The sequence below is a fragment of the Nonomuraea sp. NPDC050451 genome, assembly GCF_044458585.1.
This window is the reverse complement of sequence record NZ_JBITHZ010000012.1, coordinates 91,133-112,507: the sequence shown is the minus strand read 5'-3', so window position 1 is coordinate 112,507 and position 21,375 is coordinate 91,133. Positions and strand designations below refer to the sequence as shown.

Here is a 21,375-nt window from a genome sequence, read left to right as displayed (position 1 = left end):
CGGCGCGGAGTGTCACGGTGTCACCAGGACCCGATGTACTTGCCGATGGTCTCCCGCATGAAGGTCGCGGACTCACGCGCCCGCTCTTCCCAGGCGAACACGCACGCGGTCATGACGTTGTCCGCACCGTCGGCGAACCCGAGCCGGTTCAGGGTCGCGAAGAAGGTGTGCCAGTCGACCTCCCCCTGCCCGATGTCCAGGTGCTGGTGCACCCGAGCCGTGGAGCCCGGCGGGTTGACGATGTAGCGCAGCCCCGAGGAGCCGGTGTGGTCGAAGGCGTCGGCCAGGTGCAGGTGGGTCAGGAGCGGCCCGGCGTACTCCATGATCCCGACCATGTCGCCGCCCATGTGGAAGGTGTGCGGCGCGCAGTACAGGAACGACACGAGCGGGGAGTTGATCCCGCGGACCATGTCGGCGGCGACCTTGCCGTCCTCGACGAAGTCGTCCGGGTGCGGTTCGAGGCGCAGCTGCACGCCCTCACGCTCGAAGATCGGCAGCAGTTCCTCCATCGACTTCCAGAACTTCGCCTCCGACAGGCTCGCCTGCTCGGGACGGCCGTTGAACTCGCTGTTCATCACGTTGCAGCCGAGGTCGACGGTGATCTGGATGGCCCGCTTCCAGTATCGGACGGCGGCCTCGCGCTCGTCCTCGTCGGGGCCCGACCACCGGTAGAGGGGCAGGTTGGAGGCGACCTTCACACCGGCGCCGTCGAGGGCCCTCTTGAAGGCCCTGACCTTCGCGTCGTCCGCCCGCGGGTGCAGGAAGAACGGCATGAAGTCCCCGCGCGGGGACAGCTCGATGTACTCGTAGCCGAGCTCAGCGACGACGCCGGGCAGCTCCAGGAGGGGGACGGACCGCAGCATGTAGGGGTCCAGGGCGATCTTCATGCCGACGCCTCCAGCTCCGCAAGCTCCGCCTCGAGGTCCGCCATGGCCTCTCCACCGGCTGCTCGCTGCTGAGGATGTCGTCGATCGGGAGGTGCGGCTCGGGGATGAACCCGCCGGAGTTGATCTCCGCGCTGTCCAGGCCCATCCCCTTGAGGACGGCCAGGGCCCCGGTCAGCGGCTTGTCGTGCAGGCAGGCGGTGTAGGCGCCGAGTTTCATGGGTTCACTTTCTGGTCAGGCGGAATGCGAGGGGACCTTGACTTCGGCGCCGCCGTTGAGCGCCGACTCGGTGATGGCGGCCAGGAGCCGGAGGTTGTGCAGCCCGTGCTCGAACGAGGGCACCGCGGGCAGCCGGTCGAGCCCGGCCACCTGCTCCAGGAACGCCCGGGCCTGGAAGACGAACAGGTCGTTCTGGCCGTATCCGACCCCGGGGAAGTCCATGGGCAGGCCGCCGGTGAGGTAGGGGTGGGCCGGGCCGACGGCGACCTGCCGGTAGCCCTTCGTGGGCCCGTCCACCGCGCGGTCCAGGTAGCCGAACTCGCCGGCCCGCAGCAGGTCGAAGGTGGCCGCGGCGTTCTCGGCGAACAGCTCGAAGCCCAGGGAGTTGGCCAGGCCGAGCGCGACGCGGGAGGCGGACATGGTCGCGGTGGCGCCCGATTCGAAGGTCGCGGTGAAGGTGACGAGGTCCTCGTTCTCGACCGGCTCACGCCGGTCGCTCAGCGCCGCTGCGGCGTGCCCGACCGCGGCGCCCAGCGGCAGCGCCCGCTCGGTGACGAACGTCGACAGGATCGCCCCGCGGACGGACCGGATCGGGCCGCAGAGGAACTCGGCCAGGTCCACGAGGTGGCTGCCGATGTCGGCGAGCGCGCCGGAGCCCGGGGCCGCCCTTGTAGCGCCAGCTCATCGGGCCCGAGGCGTCGGCGCCGTAGTCGCACCAGTAGTGGCCGTTGAAGTGGATCGGCCGCCCGGTCGCGCCGTCGTCGACGAGCCGCTTGACCGCCGCGATCGCGGGCGAGCGGCGGAAGGTGAAGCCGACTCCCGCCTGCAGCTCCGGCCTGGCCCGGGCCGCGGCGACCATGGCCGCGGCCTCCTCGACGGTGGGCGCGAAGGGCTTCTCGCACAGGACGTGCTTGCCCGCCGCCAGGAGCCCTTCGACGATTTCCCGGTGCAGGTGGTTGGCGACCACCACGCTCACGACGTCGATGTCCGGAGCTTCAGCGACGGCCTGCCAGGACGTCTCGGCCCGCTCGTACCCGAACCGGCGCGCGGTCTCCTCCGCGAAGTGCTCGTTCACGTCGGCGATGGCCACCAGCCGCACGTCCGGCAGGCCCGCGTCGTACGTCGTCATTGCGCTGCGATATCCGGCGCGTGCGATCTTCCGGCCATCCCGGCACCGATGACGGCAACGCCGATACGGTCGTTGAACATGCCGGCTCCTTCGATCATGGGCGTAACTGAATAGAGGCGTCCGCGTCGCGTAAACCGCCCTCTCGACCGGTTTGGAAACCGGTTTAAGTGAATGCGCCGAGCATGCGACTTGTTACCGGCATATGTCAAGGGTTTGTGCTGACAAACCCTTCGGCATTATCGTGCTCGCATGGCCGACCAGACCGCTCCGCAACCGCCCCGCCCAGGGCGCCACCGGCCCACGATCCTCGATGTCGCCGCCGCCGCGGGCGTGTCCAAAGGGCTGGTCTCGAAGGTGCTCAACGGCTCCGTGGGGCCGAGCGCCGCCACGACCGAGCGCGTCCTGGCCGTCGCCGAGCGCCTGGGATATCGGAGGGACAGGACCGCCACGCTCCTCGCCAAGAGGCGGACGCGGCTCATCGGCGTGACCATTCTGCCCAGCAACGTCTACCACGGGGAGCTCGCCGAGGAGATCCAGTCGATGGTCGACGCCGCGGGTTACGAGACCGTCCTGGGGGCCATGACCGCCACCCACGACGAGCGGCGCGCCATCGAGACGCTCATCGACTTCCGGTGCGAGGCGCTCCTGCTGCTGGGGCCGACGATGCCCGAGGAGGAGCTGGCCACCCTCGTCGACGGCATCCCGACGGTCTGCGTGGGACGCCCGCTCAACCTGCCGGACGTGGACGTGGTCCGCGCCGACGACCAGCAGGGCATCACCGACGTGGTCGATCACCTGGCCGCGCTCGGCCATCGGCGCATCGCGCACGTCGACGGCGGGCCTGGGCACATCGCCGACGTCCGGCGGCGCGCCTACCAGGAGGCCGTACGCCGCCACGGGATCGAGCCCGTCGTCCTGCCGGGCGGGATCACCGAGCGCAAAGGGGCGGAGGCGCTGCGACATCTTGATCCCGGCGCGGGCGTCACGGCCATCGTCGCGTTCAACGACCGCACGGCCGTGGGGCTGCTCGAGGCGTTGGAGAGCGCGGGCGTCAGCGTGCCGGCGGACATGTCGGTGGCCGGCTTCGACGACAGCCTCATGGCGCGCCACCCGCGGATGGCCCTGACGACCGTCAGCCAGCTGCCGCTGGAGCAGGCGCGGCTGGCCGTCCAGGCGGCCATAGACCGGCTGGACGGCGAGAGCCCGGAACGCCGCGAAATCGTGCTGCCCACGCGGCTGATCGTCCGGGGCAGCACCGGCGTCGCCGGATAATGCGGCGATTATTCAAATTCAGGCCGAAGGCGAATTAATTGGGGGATCGTCAGTCGTTCTGCGGGAAGCCGAGATTGAGCCCGCCGTGCGACGGGTCGAGCCAGCGGGAGGTGACGACCTTGCCGCGGGTGAAGAAGTGCACGCCCTCCGCGCCGTGCGCGTGGGTGTCCCCGAAGAGGCTGTTCTTCCAGCCGCCGAAGGAGTAGTACGACACCGGCACCGGGATCGGCACGTTGATGCCCACCATGCCGACCTCCACCTCGTTCTGGAAGCGCCGCGCCGCCCCGCCGTCGTTGGTGAAGACGGCCGTGCCGTTGCCGTACGGGTTGGCGTTGATGAGGGCGAGGCCCTCGTCGTAGGAGCGCACGCGGACGACGGACAGCACGGGGCCGAAGATCTCGTCACGGTAGATGGACATGTCCGGCGTGACGTGGTCGAACAGGGTGGGCCCGAGCCAGAAGCCGTCCTCGCCGCCGTCGAAGTCCCCCTCGCGACCGTCCACGACGAGCCTCGCGCCCGCGGCGACCCCCTCCTCGACGTACCCGGCGACCTTGTCGCGGTGCCGGCCGGTGACCAGCGGGCCCATGTCGCAGCCGCGAGTGCCGTCGCCGGTGCGCAGCTTGCGCATCCGTTCGGTGATCTTCTCGACGAGCTCGTCCGCGATGGTGTCGATCGCGACGAGCGCGGAGATCGCCATGCAGCGTTCGCCGGCCGAGCCGAAGCCGGCGTTGACGGCGGCGTCGGCGGCCAGGTCGAGGTCGGCGTCGGGCAGGACGAGCATGTGGTTCTTGGCGCCGCCGAGGGCCTGCACGCGCTTGCCGTGCGCGGTGCCGGTCTCGTAGACGTAGCGGGCGATCGGGGTGGAGCCGACGAACGAGACGGCCCGCACGTCGGGGTGGGTGAGCAGGGCGTCGACGGCCTCCTTGTCGCCGTGCACGACGTTCATGACCCCGTCGGGCAGCCCGGCCTCGCTCCACAGGCGGGCCACGGCGACGGCCGCCGAGGGGTCCTTCTCGCTGGGCTTGAGTATCACCGCGTTGCCGCAGGCGATGGCGATCGGGACGAACCACAGCGGCACCATCGCGGGGAAGTTGAACGGCGAGATCACGGCCACGACGCCGAGCGGCTGCCGGATGGAGTAGACGTCGACCCGGGTGGAGACGTTCTCGCTGAACCCGCCCTTGAGCAGGTGCGGGATGCCGCACGCGAACTCGGCGACCTCCAGCCCCCGCGTGACCTCCCCGAGCGCGTCGTCGAGGACCTTGCCGTGCTCGGCGGTGATCAGCGCGGCGATCTCGTGCTTGCGCGCGTTCAGCAGCTCGCGGAACGCGAACACCACCTGGGCGCGCTTGGCGAGCGAGGTGCCGGCCCAGCCGGTCCAGGCCGCCTTGGCGGTGGCGACGGCCTGGCCGACGAGCTCGGCGGAGGCGAGGTCGACGCGGCCGGTGAGGGCGCCGGTGGCGGGGTTGTGCACGTCCCCGGCGCGCTCCGAGGCGCCCTCCCAGGAACGGCCGCCGATGAGGTGGGTGATGCGGGTGGTCAACGTGCTGGTCCTTCCGGGTCGAGGGGCGTGGGGGCCGCGTGCGGGCCCAAGAACGGGCGCTGCGCGGCCTTGCGCGTCGTGTATCGCTCGTAGGCGCGTCGGGTGGAGTCGAGTTCGCTGACCTGGCTGACGGGGACGTCCCACCAGGACTCGCTGTCCGGGGCGTGCACGGTCGGGTCGGTCTCGACGTGGATGACGACGGGCCCGCCGTCGGCCGGAGCGGCCTTGGCGTCCTTGATCGCCTGTTCGAGCTGCGGCAGGTCGCGTACCTCGATGACGGTGGCGCCGAAGCTGCGGGCGCTGGCGGCCAGATCGACCGGCAGCCGGTCCCCGTCGAGGCGGCCGGTGGTCCCGTCGCGGAAGCGGTAGCCGGTGCCGAAGCGCTGGGAGCCGAGCTCCTCCGACAACGAGCCGATGGAGTGGAAGCCGTGGTTCTGCACCAGGACGACGATGATCTTGACGCGTTCCTGCACCGCTGTCACCAGTTCGGTCGGCATCATCAGGTACGAGCCGTCGCCCACCATGACGAACACGTCCCTGCTCGGGTCCGCCAGCCGGACGCCGATGCCGCCGGGGATCTCGTAACCCATGCAGGAGAAGCCGTACTCGACGTGGTAGCCCTTGCGGTCCCGTACCCGCCACAGTTTGTGCAGGTCACCGGGCATGGACCCGGCCGCGCACACCACCACGTCCCGCGGGTCGGACAGCTCGTTGACGCGGCCGAGCACCGCGCCCTGGGTGAGCACGCCGTCGGCGAGGGCGTCGGTGACCTCCGGCGGCGGGTCGTAGGCCGCCTCCACCCGCGCGTCCCACTCCCGCCAGAGCGCGGCCTGCCGCTCGCGGTAGGACGGCTCCACCTGGTGGCCGTCCAGCGCAACGGTGAGCGCGGCCAGGGCCCGCCGGGCGTCGGCCACCACCTGCAGGCCCGCGAGCTTGCCGGCGTCGAGGCGGGCGACGTTGATGTTGACGAAGCGCACGCCGGGGTTCTGGAAGGCGGTGCGCGAGGCGGTGGTGAAGTCGCTGTAGCGGGTGCCGATCCCGATGACCAGGTCGGCCTCCCTGGCCAGGGCGTTGGCGGCGGTGGTGCCGGTCGAGCCGACGGCGCCCATCGCCTGCGGGTGGCCGTGCGGCAACGACCCCTTGCCGGCCTGGCTCTCACCGGCGGGGATGCCGGTCGCCTCGCAGAAGGCACGCAGGGCGTCCTCGGCGCCGGAGTAGTGCACGCCGCCGCCCGCCACGACGAACGGCCGCCGGGCCGCGGAGATCAGCGCCGCGGCGTCGGCGATGTCGGCGGCCTCCGGCAGCGGCCTGCCCACCCGCCAGACCCGCGACTCGAACAGCTCGACCGGCCAGTCGTACACCTCGGCCTGCACGTCCTGGGGCAGCGCGATCGTCACCGCGCCGGTCTCGACCGGGTCGGTCAGCACCCGCATGCCGTTCAGCAGCGCCGCGGGCAGCTGCTCCGGCCGGTTGACGCGGTCGAAGAAGCGCGACAGCGGGCGGAAGGCGTCGTTGACGGTGACGTCCGCCGCGTACGGCGCCTCCAGCTCCTGCAGCACCGGCCCGGCCACGCGGGTCGCGAAGGTGCCCGACGGCAGCAGCAGCACCGGGATCCGGTTGACCGTGGCCAGCGCGGCCCCGGTGAGCATGTTGGTCGAGCCGGGGCCCACGGACGCCGTGCAGGCCCAGGTCTGCAGGCGGTCCTTGTGGCGCGCGTAGGCCACGGCCGTGTGCACCATCGCCTGCTCGTTGCGGGCCAGCACGTACGGCAGCCGCTCCGGCCCGCCGGCCAGCTCGTCCTGCAGCAGCGCCTGCCCGAGCCCGGCGACGTTGCCGTGCCCGAAGATCCCGAGACATCCGGCGAACAACCGCGTGCGGTGCCCGTCGCGCTCGGTCCACTGGGCGGCCAGGAAACGCACGACAGCCTGGCCCACCGTCAGCCGTACGGTTTTCACCGGGATCCTCCCATCGGCAGCCAGGGATCGGCGGCGGTGCCGTGCGGACTGACCCAGGGCGCGTTGTCGTTCATGATCCATCCCCGTGTACGAGCGCCGCCGCGATGTCCACCGCGGCCGCCACGTCGCCGTCCGGCGGGAACAGCAGCGCGCGCCCCACGACCAGACCGCGCACGGCCGGCAGGTCCAGCGCCCGCCGCCAGCCGGCGTAGGTCTCGTCCGGATGGCCGGTGGGGTCGCCGCCCAGCAGCAGGGTCGGCAGGGTCGTGGCGTCCATGACGCGTTCCAGCTCCTCGACCACGGGCAGCTTCAGCCAGGTGTGCCGGCTGGTGGCGCCCAGCCCGGCGGCGATGTGGACGGAGGTGACCACCGAGTCGGGATCGAGGAGGTTCTGCACCCGCCCGTCCGCCCCCCGTACCGACAGGAACGGCTCCACCATCGCCATGACGCCGTGCTCCGCCAGCTCGGTGACCGCCCGGCCGCCGGCCTCCAGCGTGGCGGCCGTGCCGGGGTCGTCCAGGCAGATGCGGGTGAGCATCTTGCCGCCGTCCAGGCCGCGGGCGGCGATCTCGCCCGGGGTGTAGGCGGTGAAGCGGTCGTCCAGCTCGAAGATGGCGCCCTGCAGGCCGCCCCGGTTCATCGAGCCGATCGCAACCTTGTCCTCCAGTGCCCCCAGCAGCAGCAGGTCGTCCAGGATGTCGGGGGTGCCGAGCACGCCGTCCACGCCGGGGCGCGACAGCGCGATGACCAGGCGTTCCAGCAGGTTGCCGCGTGAGGCCATGGCCCGGCGGTCGGAGCGGACGCCGAGCGCGCCGCGGGCCGGGTGGTCGGCGGCCACGATCAGCAGCCTGCCGTCGGCGCCCACCAGGTCGCGGCGCTTGCGGGCGGCCCACGCTTCGGTGATCCGCCACGGCTCGCGTACCCGGATCTCGGTCAGATCGGCGATGCCGGGGCGGCGCGGCGCCTGGGTCGTCATCGTCCTTCCCCCTCACTCTTCAGTCCCGCCTCGACCTCGGCCTCGGTCGGCATCGCGGCGGCGCATTCGAGCCGCCCGGCGACGATGGCGCCGGCCACGTTCGCGAAGCGCACGACGCGGGTCAGGTCCCAGCCGCTGAGCAGGCCGTGGACCAGGGCGCCGCCGAAGGCGTCGCCGGCGCCGAGCCCGTTGACCACCGCGACGGGGAAGGGCGGCACCTCGACGCGCTCGTCCGCGGTCGCCGCGAGCACCCCCTTGGGGCCCTGCTTCACGATCGCGAGCTCCACACCCCGCTCCAGCAGGGCGTCCGCCGCCCGCTGCGGATCGCTCTCGCCGACCGCGACCTCGCACTCCTCCCGGTTCCCGACCGCGACCGTGATCCGCTCCAGCGCCTCGCCGATCTGCGCGCTCGCCTCACTCGGGTCCGGCCAGAACATCGGCCGGTAGTCGAGGTCGAGAACGGTGTGGGCACGGCGGCCGCGGGCCTGCCACGCGGCGAAGTGCGCCGAGCGCGACGGCTCCTGCGACAGCCCCGTGACGGTGGCCCAGAAGACCCCGGCCTCGCGCACCGCCTCCAGCGGCACCTCGTCCGGCTCGATCAGCAGGTCAGGGGCGGTCGGATAGCGGTAGAAGTACAGCGGGAAATGGTCCGGCGGGAAGATCTCGCAGAACGTCACCGGCGTCGGCGGGCCGTCCACCTCGCCGGCGAAGGCGTCGTCCACGCCGAAGCCGCGCAGCTCCCGGCGGACGTAGCGGCCGAACGGGTCGCGCCCGGTGCGCGTGATGATCGCGGCCCGGCGGCCGTGCCGGGCCGCTGCCACCGTCACGTTGGTCGCGCTGCCGCCCAGGAACTTGCCGAACCGCTCCACGTCCTCGAGGCCCACGCCGTGGTCGAGCGGGTAGATGTCCACCCCGCACCGCCCCATGGCCACCAGGTCGTATGACCGCGCCATCACTCACGCCCCGCCGCGCCCGGCCCGGTCGGGGTAATCATCGCGCCGCGCCACGGGCGAACCGGCGGCGGGGTGAACGGGGTGGTCATGGCTACTCGATCCCTTCCATCTCGGGAAACGCCCTGGACAGAGCGGTCGGCGATGATGTGAAGCCTGCCTCGGCGCGACGGCTCTCGTCAAGACTTTGTCCTGACATATTGGCGTACTGTCATATTGAGAAGCTGCGCTGATCAATGATCACTCGGCCGAAACGTCGATAGGGTGCGGTTTGTGGCCGCATCCCCCAGACGCCGGTTCCTGGGCTTCCTCCTGCTGGCCGGCTGGCCGTGGCTGGCGGCCCTCTCCCTCCTCGAACTGTTCCTCCTGGTGGAGCCGACCGCGGTGGCCCTGGTGACCGGTGAGCTGGTGGGCCGCCTGGCGCAGGGCGTCACCACGGGCGCGGCCGGGCAGGGCGGCATCGGGACGCCGCTGGCGCTGCTCGGCGCGCTGCTGGTCACCGGCAACGTGCTCCGCTCGATGAGCCGGCCGCTGGCCGAACGGGTGGGGCAGCGGATCGACGCCGCGGTCCGCGAGGAGCTGACCTCCCGCGTGCTGGCGCTGCCGACCCTGGACCGGGTGGAGGACGTCGCCGTCCAGAACGAGCTGAACACCATGCGTTCGCCGCTGCTGACCTGGACGGACGAGGGCATCGGCGCGGGGGCGGTGGGCCGGTTCCGGGCCGGGCTGACCATGGCCGGGCTGGTGACGGCGATGCTGGTGCTCTCCTCCGTGGTGTGGTGGTGGGGCCCGGCGACGGCCGCGGCGGCGCTGCTGCTGGGCCGTTACCGGGCGAACATGTGGCGGGAGTTCTTCAGGGTGGTGTCGGGCACCATGCCGGCCGCGATGCGCGGCCGCGCGTGGGCCGCGATGATGTCGGACAACCGGGACGCCAAGGAGGTCCGGATCTTCGGGCTGACCGGCTGGCTGGAGAGACACGCGGACGAGAACATCGCCGACGCCGCGCGGCGGGTCATCGAGTCGAGGGTGGCCCTGCTCCGGCGCGAGATGTCGGTCTTCCTCGGGTGGGCGGCGACCGCGTCGGTGGTGTACGTGGCGGTGGCCACCTCCGGTGAGGTCTCGGTCGGCCGGATCGCGGCGACGATCGGCGCGGTGTCCGCCATGTTCGTCATCTCCATGTCGAGCCAGGGCGAGGACATGGACGAGGTCGCGATGCCCGCCGTGGAGGCGGTCACCCGGATCCGCGCGCTCGCGCCCGGCCTGGAGCCGCCGCCCGGTCCGGACGGCGGCGGGGAGATCGCCCTCCGGGACGTGGAGTTCGGGTACGGAGAGGTCCGCGTGCTGAACGACGTGACGTTGACGCTCACACCCGGCGAGGTGATCGCGGTCGTCGGCGTGAACGGGGCCGGGAAGACGACCCTCGCCAAGCTCCTCACCGGCCAGTACCGCCCACGCAGCGGCACCGTGGTCACCGAGCCCACGGCGTACGCGGTGTACCAGGACTTCAACCGGTACGAGCTGAGCGCGTACGAGAACATCAGGATCGCGGCGCCGCAGGCGACGCGGGAGCAGGTCGAGGCGGCGGCCGCCGCGGTGGACGCGACCAGGCTGATCGAAAGGCTGCCCAGGGGCTGGGAGACGGTGCTCTCGCCCAAGTACGCCGACGGCGGCGACCTGTCCGGCGGCCAGTGGCAGAAGCTGGCGCTCGCCCGGGCGGCGCTGGCGGCCGCCTGCGGGGCACGGCTGCTCGTGCTGGACGAGCCGACCGCCAACCTGGACATCGAGGCCGAGCTGGAGGCCTTCGACCGCATCCGCCAGGTGCGCGGGCAGGCGACGGTCGTCCTGATCTCACACCGGTTCTCCACCGTGCGGAAGGCGGACCGGATCGTCGTGCTGTCCGGCGGGCGGATCACCGAGAACGGCACCCACGACGAGCTGCTCGCCGCCGGCGGTGAGTACGCGCGGATGTTCCACCTCCAGGCCCGGCAGTTCAAGGAGAGCGCATGAGGTTCGCCGAGATCCGTACGCTGCTGGGCGAGTGCCTGCGCCACGCGCCGGGACGCACCTGGCTGCTGCTCGTCCTGACCCCGCTGGGCGCGATCACCCCCGCGCTGACCGCCCTCGGCCTGCAGTGGATCGTGGACGGCGCCCTCACCGGGTCCCGGCCGCTGATCGTCGGCGGGGCGATCTGCGCGGCGACGGCGGGCGCCTTCGTCCTGGCCGGCACTCGCGTCATCCAGGTACAGGCCGGCCTGGTGGGCAGCGAGGTCGGCACCGTACTGGACAAGCGGATCATGCGATGGTGCGCGACCCTGCCGACCACCGCGCACCTGGAGGACACCGAGTCGCTGCGCCGGATCGAGCAGATCCGCGGGCTCGGCCCGCGCACCGTCACCACCGGGCTGGCCGGCCTGAGCGTGGTGCAGAGCGGGCTCTGGCTGGTCATCACCACGATCCTGCTGGCCAGGGTCCATCCCGTGCTGCTCGCGCTGCCGCTGTTCGCGGTGCCGTCGATCCTGCTCACCCGGACCACCTCGCGCCGGACCGAGGCGGCCAGGGCGCGGACCGCCGAGCGCAACCGGGCCGAGCAGCACCTTTTCACGGTGATCACCGAGGCGAACTCGGCCAAGGAGCTCCGGCTCGGCGCCTCCGGCGCCCACGCCGCCGCGATCGCGCGCCGCCTGCGCGAGGAGCGGACCGCGGTCCTCTGGCGGGCCACGCTCGCCGTCGGCGGTCTCACGCTGCTCGGCTCGCTCGTCTTCGTGGCGGCCTTCATCGGGGCGCTGTTCCTCACCGTCCAGCTGGCCCTGTCCGGCGCGGTCAGTCCGGGCGCGCTGCTGCTGGTGGCCACGCTCGGCGGCCAGATCAGGGGCCAGCTCGACCTGCTCACCCACGCGCTCACCCTCGCCGGCCGCGGCCTGACCATGGCCGGCCACTACCTGTGGCTGCGCGAGCTGCACGGGGCGGGCACCAGCGGCACGCTCGCCCCGCCCGACCGGCTGCGCGACGGCATCACCCTGTCCGGCGTGGACTTCTCCTACGGCGGGCCGCCCGTGCTGCGCGGCATCGACCTGCGGCTGCCGGCCGGGGCCACGGTGGCGCTGGTCGGCGACCACGGCAGCGGGAAGACGACGCTGGTCAAGCTGCTGTGCGGGTTCTACCGGCCGACCGGCGGGACCGTCACCGTGGACGGAATGCCCCTCGCCGAGCTGGATCCCGCCGCCTGGCGCGACCGCGTGACCTCGGCCTTCCAGGACTTCAGCCGGTTCCCGTTCCTGGCCCGCGAGGCCGTCGGCGTGGGCGACCTGCCCAGGATGCACGACATCGCGCAGGCCGCCGAGAAGGGCGGCGCCGCCCTGGTCTTCGCCCGCCTGCCGGAGGGCGAGGAGACCCGGCTCGGCAAGGCCCTCGGCGACGGCGTCGAGCTCTCCGGCGGCCAGTGGCAGAAGATCGCCCTGTCGCGGGCGTTCATGCGGTCGACGCCGCTGCTCGCCGTGCTCGACGAGCCGACCGCCGCGCTGGACGCGGCCAGCGAGTACGAGGTCTACCAGCGCTACGCGGAGGCGGCCCAGGAGTGGCAGCACGCCACCGGCGGGATCACCCTGCTGGTCTCCCACCGGTTCGCCACCATCAGGATGGCCGACCTGATCGTCGTGCTCGACGGCGGCCGCATCGCCGAGTGCGGCACGCACGCCGAGCTCATCGAGCTGTCAGGCCGGTACGCCCACCTGTACGACCTCCAGGCCTCCGCCTACAAGTGATCGCTCACGGGTGGCGGGAGAGGTAGCCTCCCATCGTCCGGAACACCTCGCCGGCCGGCAGGTCGGTGCCGTCCTCGGTGCGCACCCGTTCGATCACCAGGCCGTGGCTGCGGCCCCGGCGGGCCTCGGCGCCGGCGACGATGACGATGCCGTCGCCCTCGCGGATGAACACCCGGCCCGGGGTGCCGCCGTAGACGCCCTTGGAGACCGAGGCCTTCAGGATGCGGACGCGCTCGCCCTTGTAGTGGGTGAAAGCGTTGGGGTAGGGGTCGGACTGGGCGCGCACCAGGCGTTCGATGTCCTCGGCGGGCCAGTTCCAGTCGATGTTGCTGTCCTCGATCGAACGCTTGTGGAAGAAGCTGGCCTTGGTGCGGTCCTGGGGCGTCCAGTCGGTGCGGCCGGAGGCGATGAGGTCCAGGGCCTCGGCGACGATGGGGCCGATGAGGTCGACCGTGCGGTGGAACAGGTCGGTGGCGGTGTCGGCCGGGCCGACCGGGACCGCGCGCTGCACCACGATGTCCCCGGCGTCCAGTTCGGCGTTCATCATGTGGGCGGTGACGCCGACCTCCTTCTCGCCGTTGACGAGCGCCCAGATGAGCGGGGAGAAGCCGGCGTAGGCCGGAAGCAGCGAGTCGTGCACGTTGAGGATGCCGTGCCGGGGCAGGGTGAAGATCTCCGGCGGTATCCAGGTGCGCCAGTTGTTGGCGACGATGAGGTCAGGCTCGACTTCCTTGAGGGTGAGCAGGAGTTCGTCGTCGGGACGGTTGCGAAGCACGACCGGGACGCCGTGGGCCTCGGCCAGCTCGGCCACCGAGTCGCTCCAGATCTTCTCGTAGGCGTGGTCGCTCTGAGGGTGAGTGACCGCCAGCACCACGTCATGCCCGGAGTCCAGCAGGGCTTGGAGGGTGCGATGCCCCCAGGTCTGGTAGCCGAACATCACGACCCGCATCGGCAGCTCTCCTTGTGAGGTGAGTGGAATAAAGGTTAGGCTCGCCTAATTAGGCGAGCCTAACCTAAGTTGGTTGCTGATTCCACCCATGGCTCCCGTCTCGGACCGCTCTCTCGAAAGGCCTTTCATGCCCACTGCCGAGCAGCCCGTCCACGACCTCGTCGGCATCGGTTTCGGACCTTCCAACCTCGCCCTGGCCATCGCGCTGCGCGAGCGGCAGGCCCGCACCGGCGAGCGAATCGACGCGGTGTTCCTGGAGAAGCAACTCTCGTTCGGATGGCACCGCGGCATGCTCCTCGAAGGCACCACGATGCAGGTCTCCTTCCTCAAGGACCTGGTCACCATGCGCAATCCCACCAGCGAGTTCAGCTTTCTGTCCTACCTGAAGGCGCGCGGCCGGATGCTGGACTTCATCAACCACAAGACGATGTTCCCCTCCCGCATGGAGTTCCACGACTACCTGGAGTGGGCCGCGGCGCCCTTCGCCGACCAGGTCGAGTACGGCTCGGAGGTCGTCGCGGTCACTCCCGTCACCGTGGACGGCGCGGTGGAGTACCTCGACGTGGTGGTCCGCCAGGGCGACGGGGAGCTCAGCACCCGCCGCACCCGCAACCTGGTCGTCGCCGTCGGCCTGGTTCCGGTGCTGCCCGACGGGATGGTCGGCGACGAACGCGTCTGGCACAGCGAGGAGCTCCTGGACAGGCTCCCCTCGCTGACGGACCCGCGCCGGTTGGTGGTCGTCGGGGCCGGCCAGAGCGCCGCCGAGGTGACCGACCACCTGCACGGCCGTTTCCCGGACGCCGAGGTGTGCGCGGTGTTCTCCAAGTACGGCTACACTCCCGCCGACGACAGCTCCTTCGCCAACCGGATCTTCGACTCCGTCGCGGTCGACCACTACTTCGGCGCGCCCGAGGCGGTCAAGGACAAACTGCGCGCCTACCACGCCTCCACCAACTACTCCGTGGTCGACCTCGACCTCATCGACGAGCTGTACCGCAGGCACTACCAGGAGAAGGTGCAGGGCAGGCAGCGGCTGCGCATCCTGAACGCCTCCCGGCTCGTCGAGGTCGCCCGGGACACCGAGGGCGTGCGCGCCACCGTCGAGTTCCTGCCCACCGGGGAACGGACCGTCCTGGACGCCGACGTGCTCGTCTACGCCACCGGCTACCGGCCCGGCGACCCGCTGACCCTGCTGGGCGCCGTCGGCGAGCACTGCGAGCGGCTGCCCTCGGGCGACCTGCGCATCGAGCGCGACTACCGGATCGCCGCCTCCGCCCACCTGCGCTGCGGCATCTACGTGCAGGGAGCCACCGAGCACACCCACGGCCTGACCTCGACGCTGCTGTCGAACACCGCCGTGCGGGCCGGGGAGATCGTCGACGCGGTGGCAGGGCGGCTGCGCACCACCTTCGCGTTCTCGCGCTGACGTCCCCGCGCTGATGTCCGCTGTGGTGACGGCCGGGCCGACCGTCACCGCAGCACCCAGGCGACATCCCTGAGCAGGGCGTGCCGCCAGCCCGCCCGATCGTGGCCCGAGGCCGACCGCGACACCCGCACGGTCGCGCCGGCCCGTTCGGCCAGGGTCTCGACCAGCTCGCAGTGCGGGAGCATCCGCGTCTCGTGCTCCCCCACGTCGAACGCGACCCGCAGATCGGACAGGTCGGGACGCTCCCGCAGGCGCGCGGCGACGGCGCCGCCGACCGGTCCGCCCATGGGGTCGGCCAGGTCCGCTGCGCCGGGCGTCCACCAGAAGGACGCCGACTGGCAGGCGACGCCCGACACCAGCTCCGGGAACTCCAGTGCCGCGTACATCGCGCTCAGCCCACCGAGGCTCTGCCCGGCGACCACCAGCCGGTCCAGGTCGGCGGGCACGCCGCTCCCGGCGACCAGCGGCAGCAGTTCGTCCCGGACCGCCTCCCACAGCTCGGGCCTGCACGCGAACTCGGCCTCCCTGGCCTGCGCCGGCAGGAAGACGAGCGTGACGGCGGGCATCTCGCCCTGGGCGACGGCCGAGTCGAACGCGGTCATGGCCGGGTGCAGGTACAGCCAGTCGTCCCCGTCGAGCAGCAGGACCACCGGTCCGCCGCCGCCCGCCGGGTGGACCCGCACGGTGCGCCGCCCGCCGAGCCGTTCACTGGTCCAGCGGAAACGGGTGCGCGGGAGGGGCAGGACGTCTTCGGCGCCGACCGCCGGCCAGTGCGGCTGGGCGGGGGCGTCCGGGGTCGCGGCGATGGAGCGGTCACCGCCCGCCCCTGCCGGGTTGAACGGGTCGGCGTACGCCGCGTCATCCGTGACGAACTGGTACGTCACCCGCAGCCGCGCGGGCATGACCACCTCGGCGTACCAGCAGTCCGTGTCGCCCCACCGGCGCAGCGGCACCGGCTCCGACCAGCTCTCGAAGCCGACACTCGCCGGGGACCCACGCCACAGGAACAGGGCCGCCCAGCCGTCGCCGGCAGGCAGCGACGCGGGTGCCCCCGCCGCCGCCCAGAACTCCTCGGAACCGGGTTCACCGGGCAACCCGAACTTGGCGAAGGTGTTCTCCATGCGCGGTCGTACTCCGTCCCTACCGTCGGCCAGAAACTAAGGATATGCTTACCTAAGTTTCATGATCGAGATAGGCCCCGTGGATTGTAGGTCGATGACTACGACTCTGGAGAAACGTCCCACGTCCGAGGCCACAGGGGCCCACCGGCGGCGGGTGGTGGGCTTGGGCGCGCTCGCGGTGATTCTCCTGGTCGCGGGGGCGGTGTCGCTGGCCGTCGGCGCGCGCGGATTGAGTCTCTCGGAGGTGTGGCAGGGATTGTTCCCGGAGCCGGGCTCCGGCCAGCGGCTCACCGAGATCGCGCTCATCGTGCAGACCGTACGGGTGCCCAGGACCGTGCTCGCGATCGTGGCGGGCGTCGCCCTGGGGGTCAGCGGGGCGCTGATCCAGGGGTACACGCGTAACCCGATCGCCGACACGGGCTTGCTGGGGGTGAACTCCGGCGCCTCGTTCGCCGTGGTGTCGGTGATCCTCCTGTTCGGGCTCGCCAATCCGTACCAGTACGTCTGGTTCGCCTTCCTGGGGGCGGCGGCCGCCGGTGCCGTCGTGTTCGGGCTGGCGAGCATCGGCCGGGGGGCGGGCAGCCCGCTGACGCTCGCGCTGGCCGGGCAGGGGGTCGCGGTGTTCCTGGCGGCGATGACCACGGCGGTCGCGTTGTCGGACCAGGCGTCGCTGAACGCCCTGCGGTTCTGGAACGCGGGCACCGTGGCCGGTGTCGGATTCGACGTCATCTGGCCGGTGGTCGCGTTCATCGTGGCCGGATTGCTGCTGGCGCTCACCACGCTGCCCGCCATCAACCTGCTCAACCTGGGTGACGACGTCGCGCGCGGGCTGGGCGTGAACATCACGCGGACCCGCACCGTCGGCATCGTCGCCATCACCCTGCTGGCGGGCGCGACGACGGCGGCGTGCGGCCCCATCGCGTTCCTCGGGCTCATGGTGGCCCACGTGGCCCGGTATCTCACCGGGCCGGACTATCGCTGGCTGGTGCCGTGCGCGGGTCTGCTCGGCGCCGTCGTCCTGCTGGTCTGCGACATCGTGGGGCGCGTGGTGACCCGGCCGGGCGAGTTGCAGGTGGGCGTCGTCGTCGCCATCGTCGGCGCCCCGTTCTTCGCGGCGCTGGTCTGGCGCGGAAAGTTCAAGACGGTATGAACGAGACAGCGGTGAAGCGGCCGGTGACGCCGGGGGTGCGGCTCGGCCACGCGTCGTTCGTGTGGCGGCCCTGGATGGTGCTGGTCACGCTGCTGCTGGCGGCGGCGGCCTTTCTGGTGTTCTGCCTGTCCATCGGCACCGGGGACTTCCCCATCGGCCTGTCCCAGGTGATCGCCACGCTCTTCGGCCAGGGCGAGCGGGTCGACGAGTTCGTCATCATGGATCTGCGCATGCCGCGCGCCCTGGCCGGACTCGTCGTGGGGGTCGCGCTGGGGGTCTCCGGGGCGATCACGCAGTCCATCGCGCGCAACCCGCTGGCCAGCCCGGACGTGCTGGGGATCACCGGGGGCGCGAGCGCGGTCGCGGTGTTCCTGGTGACGGTGTCGGGCGGGGCCGCCACGGCGATCGTCAATTCTGTCGGGCTGTCCGCGGCGGCGCTCGCGGGCGGTCTCGGCACCGGGCTGCTGGTGTACTTCCTGGCGTGGCGGCGCGGGATCGACGGCCTGCGGCTCATCCTCATCGGCATCTCGGTGAGCGCCGTGATGGAGGCGATCACGATCTGGCTGCTGGTCACGGCCGACATCCGGGACGTGGCCCGGGCGCAGGCGTGGCTGGTCGGCTCGCTGGACAACCGGTCGTGGGGCGAGGTCTGGGTGGCCCTGTGGTGCGCGCTCGCCCTCATGGCCGTCGTGTCGTGCGTGGCGTTCCAGCTCAGGCCGCTGCACTTCGGTGACGAGGTCGCGGCGGGCCTGGGCGTCCGGTACTCGATGGTGCGGGCGGTCCTGCTGCTGTGCGCGGTGCTGCTGGCAGGCGTGGCGGTGAGCGCGGCGGGTCCGGTCCCGTTCGTCGCGCTGGTGGCGCCGCAGGTGGCGATGCGTCTGTCGCGGTGTCCGACGCCGCCGCTGGTGGCCTCCGGGCTGGTGGGCGCGCTGCTGTTGCTCGGCGCGGACCTGGTGGCGCGTACGGCGCTGCCGGTCAGCCTCCCGGTCGGCCTGGTCACCGCCGCGATCGGCGGCCCTTTCCTCGTGTACCTCCTGGTGCGGGCGAACCTAAAGAAGTAAGGTTAGGCTAACCTAATATCCGCGTGTTACGGTTCCAGTGGATTGCACGAAAGCAAGGGATTCCGAATGCTCCTCCAGCGAACAACAGTTACGAAGACCTTGCGGCGGGTCGCAGCGGTGTTGTCCGCTGCGACATTAGGCGCGGGCCTCATCGCGGGATGCGGTTCCGGCTCGGCGGACAAGCCGAGCAGCAGCACTACCGCGGCCGCCACGAGCGGCGGCGGCGGCGCGTTCCCGGTGACCGTGGAGCACGCGTTCGGGTCCACGCAGATCACCAAGGCCCCCCAGCGGGTCGTGTCCGTCGGCTACACCGACGACCAGGCCATCCTGGCCTTCGGCATCAAGCCGGTCGGCATGGTCGACCAGTACCCGAACCCGCCGGGCAAGACCCCCGACATCAACACCCAGTGGCCCTGGGTGAAGGACAAGTGGGGCGACACCCGCCCCGAGGTCATCATGAACAACGGGGACTCCGGCCCCAACTACGAGAAGATCGCCGCCCTGCGGCCCGACCTGATCATCGCGGTCTACTCCGAGATCGACCAGGCGGCCTACGACCGGCTCTCCAAGATCGCTCCGACGGTGGGCCGCACCAAGACGGAGAAGGAGCCGTTCAGCGCGCCGTGGCAGGACAACGCGCTGCACATCGCCAAGGCGCTCGGCAAGGCCGACGAGGGCGCCAAGCTGGTGCAGGGCATCCAGGACAAGCTCGACGCCGCCCGCAAGGAGCACCCGGAGTTCGCCGACCGCACCGCCGTCGCGGTGTCCTGGTACAAGAACTCGGTCGCGCCGTTCACCACCACCGACGTGCGCGGACGGCTGGTGTCGGGCATCGGCTTCAAGGGCGCGACCGAGATCGACAAGATCGCGGGCGGCAGCTTCTACACCGTGCTGTCCCCCGAGCGCATCGACCTGATCGACGTCGACCACATCTTCGTCATCGCCGACCAGGCGGACCAGACGGCGCTGAAGAACTTCAAGCTGTTCGCCAACCTGCCCGCGGTCAAGGGCGGCAAGGTGTCGTACCTGCTGGACAGCGAGGGCCCGGCGATCGGCGCGGCCATGTCGCAGGGCACGCTGCTGTCCCTGCCGTACGCGATCGACGAGCTCGTCAAGTCGGCCGTCTAGTGATGCCGGTGAACGTGTCCTGTCCCCGGCCTGCCGTGGTCCAGGTGTGAGCACCACGGACACGCGCGTCGCCCCGGCCATCCTGCGCACGGCGACCGGACGCGAGGCCACCCGATGGGTCGCGGCGTACTGCCGCGAGGTGCCCTGGCTGACGAGCGCCACCGTGCTCACCGCGGTGGCCGCGGCGGCGCTCCAGGTGCTGCCGTTGCTCCTGCTCGGCCGGGTGGTCGACGGGGTGGTGGACGGCGAGCCGCGCTCGATCCTGGTCACGGTCGGGGTGCTGATGGTGACCGCCGCGCTGCTCGGCTCGGCGGCCACCACGGCCTCGACGTACCTGATCGGGCGGCTCGGCGCGGACCTGCTCGCGCGGCTGCGGGAAGGCGCCGTCCGGGCGGTGCTGGGCATGCCGAGCGCGCGGATCGAGCAGGTCGGCCGGGGCGACGTGCTGTCCAGGGTCGGTGACGACGTGGCGGTGGTGTCCAAGGGCATCCGGACGGCGGTCCCCACGGTGTTCTCGTCGGGGGTGCTGGTCGTCATCGCCACGGCCGGCATGTTCGGGCTGGACTGGCGGCTCGGCCTGGCGGGCGCCGGCGCGCTGCCCGCGTACGCGCTGGCCCTGCGCTGGTATCTCCCCCGGTCCGCGCCGCTCTACCAGAAGCAGCGGGAGGCGCAGGCCGATCGCGCGCAGGCGCTGATCAGCGGCCTGAACGGGATCGACACCGTCCGGGCCTACCGCCTGGAGGAGGCCTTCCGCGAGCAGGTCACCCGCGAGTCGTGGCGGGTGCGCGAGCTCGGCGTCGAGGTGTTCCGGTTCTTCGGCCGGTTCGTCGGCAGGGAGAACCGCGCCGAGTTCATCGGGCTGGTGCTGATCCTCGTGGTGGGCTACGTCCTGCTGGAGGCCGGCGCCGTCACCTTGGGCGAGGCGTCGGTGGCGCCGCTGCTGTTCCACCGGCTGTTCAACCCGCTGGGCGCCATCCTGTTCACCTTCGACGAGGCGCAGAAGTCGGGCGCGAGCCTGACCCGGCTCGTCGGAGTGCTGGGCGAGGCCACGGAGGAGAGGCTGGTGGGCCGGGTGGCGGCGGACACCGGGCCGTACCCCGTGGTGGTCGAGGGGCTGACGTTCAGCTATCCCGGCTCCGAGCGGCCGGTCCTGCGGGACGTCGATCTGGTGATCCCGGCGGGCGGTTCGCTCGCGCTGGTGGGGGCGACGGGCGCGGGCAAGTCGACCCTGGCGGCGCTGATCGCGGGCATCGGGACCCCGCAGGCCGGGTCGATGCGTATCGGATCGACCGACCTCGCCGGGCTGGACGAGGCCGGCGCGCGGGCCCTGGTGAGCATCCTGACGCAGGAGACGCACGTGTTCTCCGGTCCGCTCGCCGACGACCTGCGGCTGGCCGCGCCGGAGGCGACCGAGGCCGAGCTGATGGACGCGTTGCGCAGGGTCGGCGCCGACACGTGGGTCGCGGCGCTGCCCGACGGGCTGGACACCGTGGTCGGCGAGGGCGGTGAGCGGCTCGACGGCACCAAGGTCGCCCAGATCGCCCTGGCCCGGCTCGTACTGGGCCGATCTCCGGTGGTGGTGCTGGACGAGTCGACCGCGGAGGCGGGCAGCCAGGGCGCCGCCGAGCTGGAGCGGGCCGTGGCCGCCGCGTGCCTGGGCCGCACCACGCTGTTCGTGGCGCACCGGCTGACCCAGGCGATGGCGGCCGACCGCATCGCCGTGCTGGACGCGGGACGCGTCGTGGAGCAGGGCACCCACGAGGAGCTGGTGGCTCTGGGCGGCAGGTACGCGCGGCTGTGGCGCGCGTGGCAAGAACCTTCATCCTTCGAAAGGGACGGCTGAGTCTTCG

At 71.8% G+C, this 21,375-nt stretch carries 16 protein-coding genes and 1 pseudogene; 8 read left to right on the top strand and 9 right to left on the bottom strand.

Annotation, left to right across the window (positions count from 1 at the left end):
- Window positions 1–20: 20 nt before the first annotated feature.
- The 3 genes and pseudogenes from ACIBI9_RS32490 to ACIBI9_RS32480 form a co-directional block, all read right to left on the bottom strand.
- Window positions 21–887: a sugar phosphate isomerase/epimerase family protein gene (locus ACIBI9_RS32490; protein ID WP_397227529.1), complete on the bottom strand. Its 867-nt coding sequence runs from the start codon at window positions 885–887 to the stop codon at window positions 21–23.
- 232 nt (window positions 888–1,119) lie between these two features.
- Entirely contained in the window at window positions 1,120–1,725 is a 606-nt protein-coding gene (locus ACIBI9_RS32485) for a hypothetical protein (protein ID WP_397227527.1), read from the bottom strand.
- A 223-nt stretch (window positions 1,726–1,948) separates the two neighbouring features.
- Window positions 1,949–2,233: pseudogene (locus ACIBI9_RS32480) on the bottom strand (Gfo/Idh/MocA family protein); the annotation flags it as partial.
- A 249-nt stretch (window positions 2,234–2,482) separates the two neighbouring features.
- Between ACIBI9_RS32480 and ACIBI9_RS32475 the strand changes: the two are divergent.
- Window positions 2,483–3,505 carry a LacI family DNA-binding transcriptional regulator gene (locus ACIBI9_RS32475; RefSeq protein WP_397227525.1) on the top strand — a complete coding sequence of 341 codons (1,023 nt, stop codon included), beginning with the start codon at window positions 2,483–2,485 and terminating at the stop codon, window positions 3,503–3,505.
- A gap of 49 nt (window positions 3,506–3,554) precedes the next feature.
- On the opposite strand, the gene ACIBI9_RS32470 is transcribed toward ACIBI9_RS32475, so the two are convergent.
- The 4 genes from ACIBI9_RS32470 to iolC all read right to left on the bottom strand — a co-directional run bounded on the left by ACIBI9_RS32470 (window position 3,555) and on the right by iolC (window position 8,932).
- Window positions 3,555–5,048: a CoA-acylating methylmalonate-semialdehyde dehydrogenase gene (locus ACIBI9_RS32470; protein WP_397227523.1), complete on the bottom strand. Its 1,494-nt coding sequence runs from the start codon at window positions 5,046–5,048 to the stop codon at window positions 3,555–3,557.
- The gene (gene iolD / locus ACIBI9_RS32465; protein ID WP_397227922.1) at window positions 5,045–7,009 is read right to left on the bottom strand and encodes a 3D-(3,5/4)-trihydroxycyclohexane-1,2-dione acylhydrolase (decyclizing); all 1,965 of its coding nucleotides are present in this window, start codon (window positions 7,007–7,009) and stop codon (window positions 5,045–5,047) included. Before iolD ends, ACIBI9_RS32470 begins: the two co-directional genes overlap by 4 nt.
- 64 nt (window positions 7,010–7,073) lie before the next feature.
- Window positions 7,074–7,979 (bottom strand): deoxyribose-phosphate aldolase, encoded by a 906-nt coding sequence (locus ACIBI9_RS32460; RefSeq protein WP_397227521.1) that lies wholly within the window; start codon window positions 7,977–7,979, stop codon window positions 7,074–7,076.
- On the bottom strand, window positions 7,976–8,932 hold the full coding sequence (gene iolC / locus ACIBI9_RS32455) for a 5-dehydro-2-deoxygluconokinase (RefSeq protein WP_397227519.1): 957 nt from the start codon (window positions 8,930–8,932) through the stop codon (window positions 7,976–7,978). Before iolC ends, ACIBI9_RS32460 begins: the two co-directional genes overlap by 4 nt.
- A gap of 270 nt (window positions 8,933–9,202) precedes the next feature.
- Here iolC and ACIBI9_RS32450 point away from each other — a divergent pair, with 270 nt between their 5' ends.
- Together ACIBI9_RS32450 and ACIBI9_RS32445 are read left to right on the top strand one after the other, a co-directional pair.
- Window positions 9,203–10,936 carry an ATP-binding cassette domain-containing protein gene (locus tag ACIBI9_RS32450; RefSeq protein ID WP_397227517.1) on the top strand — a complete coding sequence of 578 codons (1,734 nt, stop codon included), beginning with the start codon at window positions 9,203–9,205 and terminating at the stop codon, window positions 10,934–10,936.
- On the top strand, window positions 10,933–12,690 hold the full coding sequence (locus ACIBI9_RS32445; protein WP_397227515.1) for an ABC transporter ATP-binding protein: 1,758 nt from the start codon (window positions 10,933–10,935) through the stop codon (window positions 12,688–12,690). The genes ACIBI9_RS32450 and ACIBI9_RS32445 overlap by 4 nt, the downstream gene beginning before the upstream one ends.
- 4 nt (window positions 12,691–12,694) lie before the next feature.
- On the opposite strand, the gene ACIBI9_RS32440 is transcribed toward ACIBI9_RS32445, so the two are convergent.
- Window positions 12,695–13,639, bottom strand: coding sequence for a methionyl-tRNA formyltransferase (locus ACIBI9_RS32440; protein WP_397227513.1), 945 nt, complete (start codon window positions 13,637–13,639; stop codon window positions 12,695–12,697).
- 127 nt (window positions 13,640–13,766) lie between these two features.
- Between ACIBI9_RS32440 and ACIBI9_RS32435 the strand changes: the two genes are divergently transcribed.
- Window positions 13,767–15,065 carry a lysine N(6)-hydroxylase/L-ornithine N(5)-oxygenase family protein gene (locus ACIBI9_RS32435; RefSeq protein ID WP_397227511.1) on the top strand — a complete coding sequence of 433 codons (1,299 nt, stop codon included), beginning with the start codon at window positions 13,767–13,769 and terminating at the stop codon, window positions 15,063–15,065.
- Between the two features lie 44 nt (window positions 15,066–15,109).
- On the opposite strand, the gene ACIBI9_RS32430 is transcribed toward ACIBI9_RS32435, so the two are convergent.
- A complete protein-coding gene (locus ACIBI9_RS32430; protein WP_397227509.1) occupies window positions 15,110–16,186 on the bottom strand; it encodes an alpha/beta hydrolase-fold protein in 1,077 nt (358 codons plus the stop codon).
- A gap of 94 nt (window positions 16,187–16,280) precedes the next feature.
- Here ACIBI9_RS32430 and ACIBI9_RS32425 point away from each other — a divergent pair, with 94 nt between their 5' ends.
- The 4 genes from ACIBI9_RS32425 to ACIBI9_RS32410 all read left to right on the top strand — a co-directional run bounded on the left by ACIBI9_RS32425 (window position 16,281) and on the right by ACIBI9_RS32410 (window position 21,368).
- Window positions 16,281–17,336 carry a FecCD family ABC transporter permease gene (locus ACIBI9_RS32425; RefSeq protein ID WP_397227507.1) on the top strand — a complete coding sequence of 352 codons (1,056 nt, stop codon included), beginning with the start codon at window positions 16,281–16,283 and terminating at the stop codon, window positions 17,334–17,336.
- Window positions 17,333–18,397, top strand: coding sequence for a FecCD family ABC transporter permease (locus ACIBI9_RS32420; RefSeq protein ID WP_397227505.1), 1,065 nt, complete (start codon window positions 17,333–17,335; stop codon window positions 18,395–18,397). Before ACIBI9_RS32425 ends, ACIBI9_RS32420 begins: the two co-directional genes overlap by 4 nt.
- Before the next feature lie 99 nt (window positions 18,398–18,496).
- Window positions 18,497–19,525 (top strand): iron-siderophore ABC transporter substrate-binding protein, encoded by a 1,029-nt coding sequence (locus ACIBI9_RS32415; RefSeq protein ID WP_397227503.1) that lies wholly within the window; start codon window positions 18,497–18,499, stop codon window positions 19,523–19,525.
- A 46-nt stretch (window positions 19,526–19,571) separates the two neighbouring features.
- Window positions 19,572–21,368 carry an ABC transporter ATP-binding protein gene (locus tag ACIBI9_RS32410; RefSeq protein WP_397227501.1) on the top strand — a complete coding sequence of 599 codons (1,797 nt, stop codon included), beginning with the start codon at window positions 19,572–19,574 and terminating at the stop codon, window positions 21,366–21,368.
- The last annotated feature ends 7 nt before the right edge of the window (window positions 21,369–21,375 follow it).

Bases quoted from the DNA above. Each gene is read 5' to 3' on its own strand.
- ACIBI9_RS32445 (WP_397227515.1), top strand. From the start codon at position 10,933: ATGAGGTTCGCCGAGATCCGTACGCTGCTGGGCGAGTGCCTGCGCCAC.
- ACIBI9_RS32430 (WP_397227509.1), bottom strand. From the start codon at position 16,186: ATGGAGAACACCTTCGCCAAGTTCGGGTTGCCCGGTGAACCCGGTTCC.
- ACIBI9_RS32490 (WP_397227529.1), bottom strand. From the start codon at position 887: ATGAAGATCGCCCTGGACCCCTACATGCTGCGGTCCGTCCCCCTCCTG.
- ACIBI9_RS32460 (WP_397227521.1), bottom strand. From the start codon at position 7,979: ATGACGACCCAGGCGCCGCGCCGCCCCGGCATCGCCGATCTGACCGAG.
- ACIBI9_RS32420 (WP_397227505.1), top strand. From the start codon at position 17,333: ATGAACGAGACAGCGGTGAAGCGGCCGGTGACGCCGGGGGTGCGGCTC.
- ACIBI9_RS32475 (WP_397227525.1), top strand. From the start codon at position 2,483: ATGGCCGACCAGACCGCTCCGCAACCGCCCCGCCCAGGGCGCCACCGG.
- iolC (WP_397227519.1), bottom strand. From the start codon at position 8,932: ATGGCGCGGTCATACGACCTGGTGGCCATGGGGCGGTGCGGGGTGGAC.
- ACIBI9_RS32425 (WP_397227507.1), top strand. From the start codon at position 16,281: ATGACTACGACTCTGGAGAAACGTCCCACGTCCGAGGCCACAGGGGCC.
- ACIBI9_RS32435 (WP_397227511.1), top strand. From the start codon at position 13,767: ATGCCCACTGCCGAGCAGCCCGTCCACGACCTCGTCGGCATCGGTTTC.
- ACIBI9_RS32440 (WP_397227513.1), bottom strand. From the start codon at position 13,639: ATGCGGGTCGTGATGTTCGGCTACCAGACCTGGGGGCATCGCACCCTC.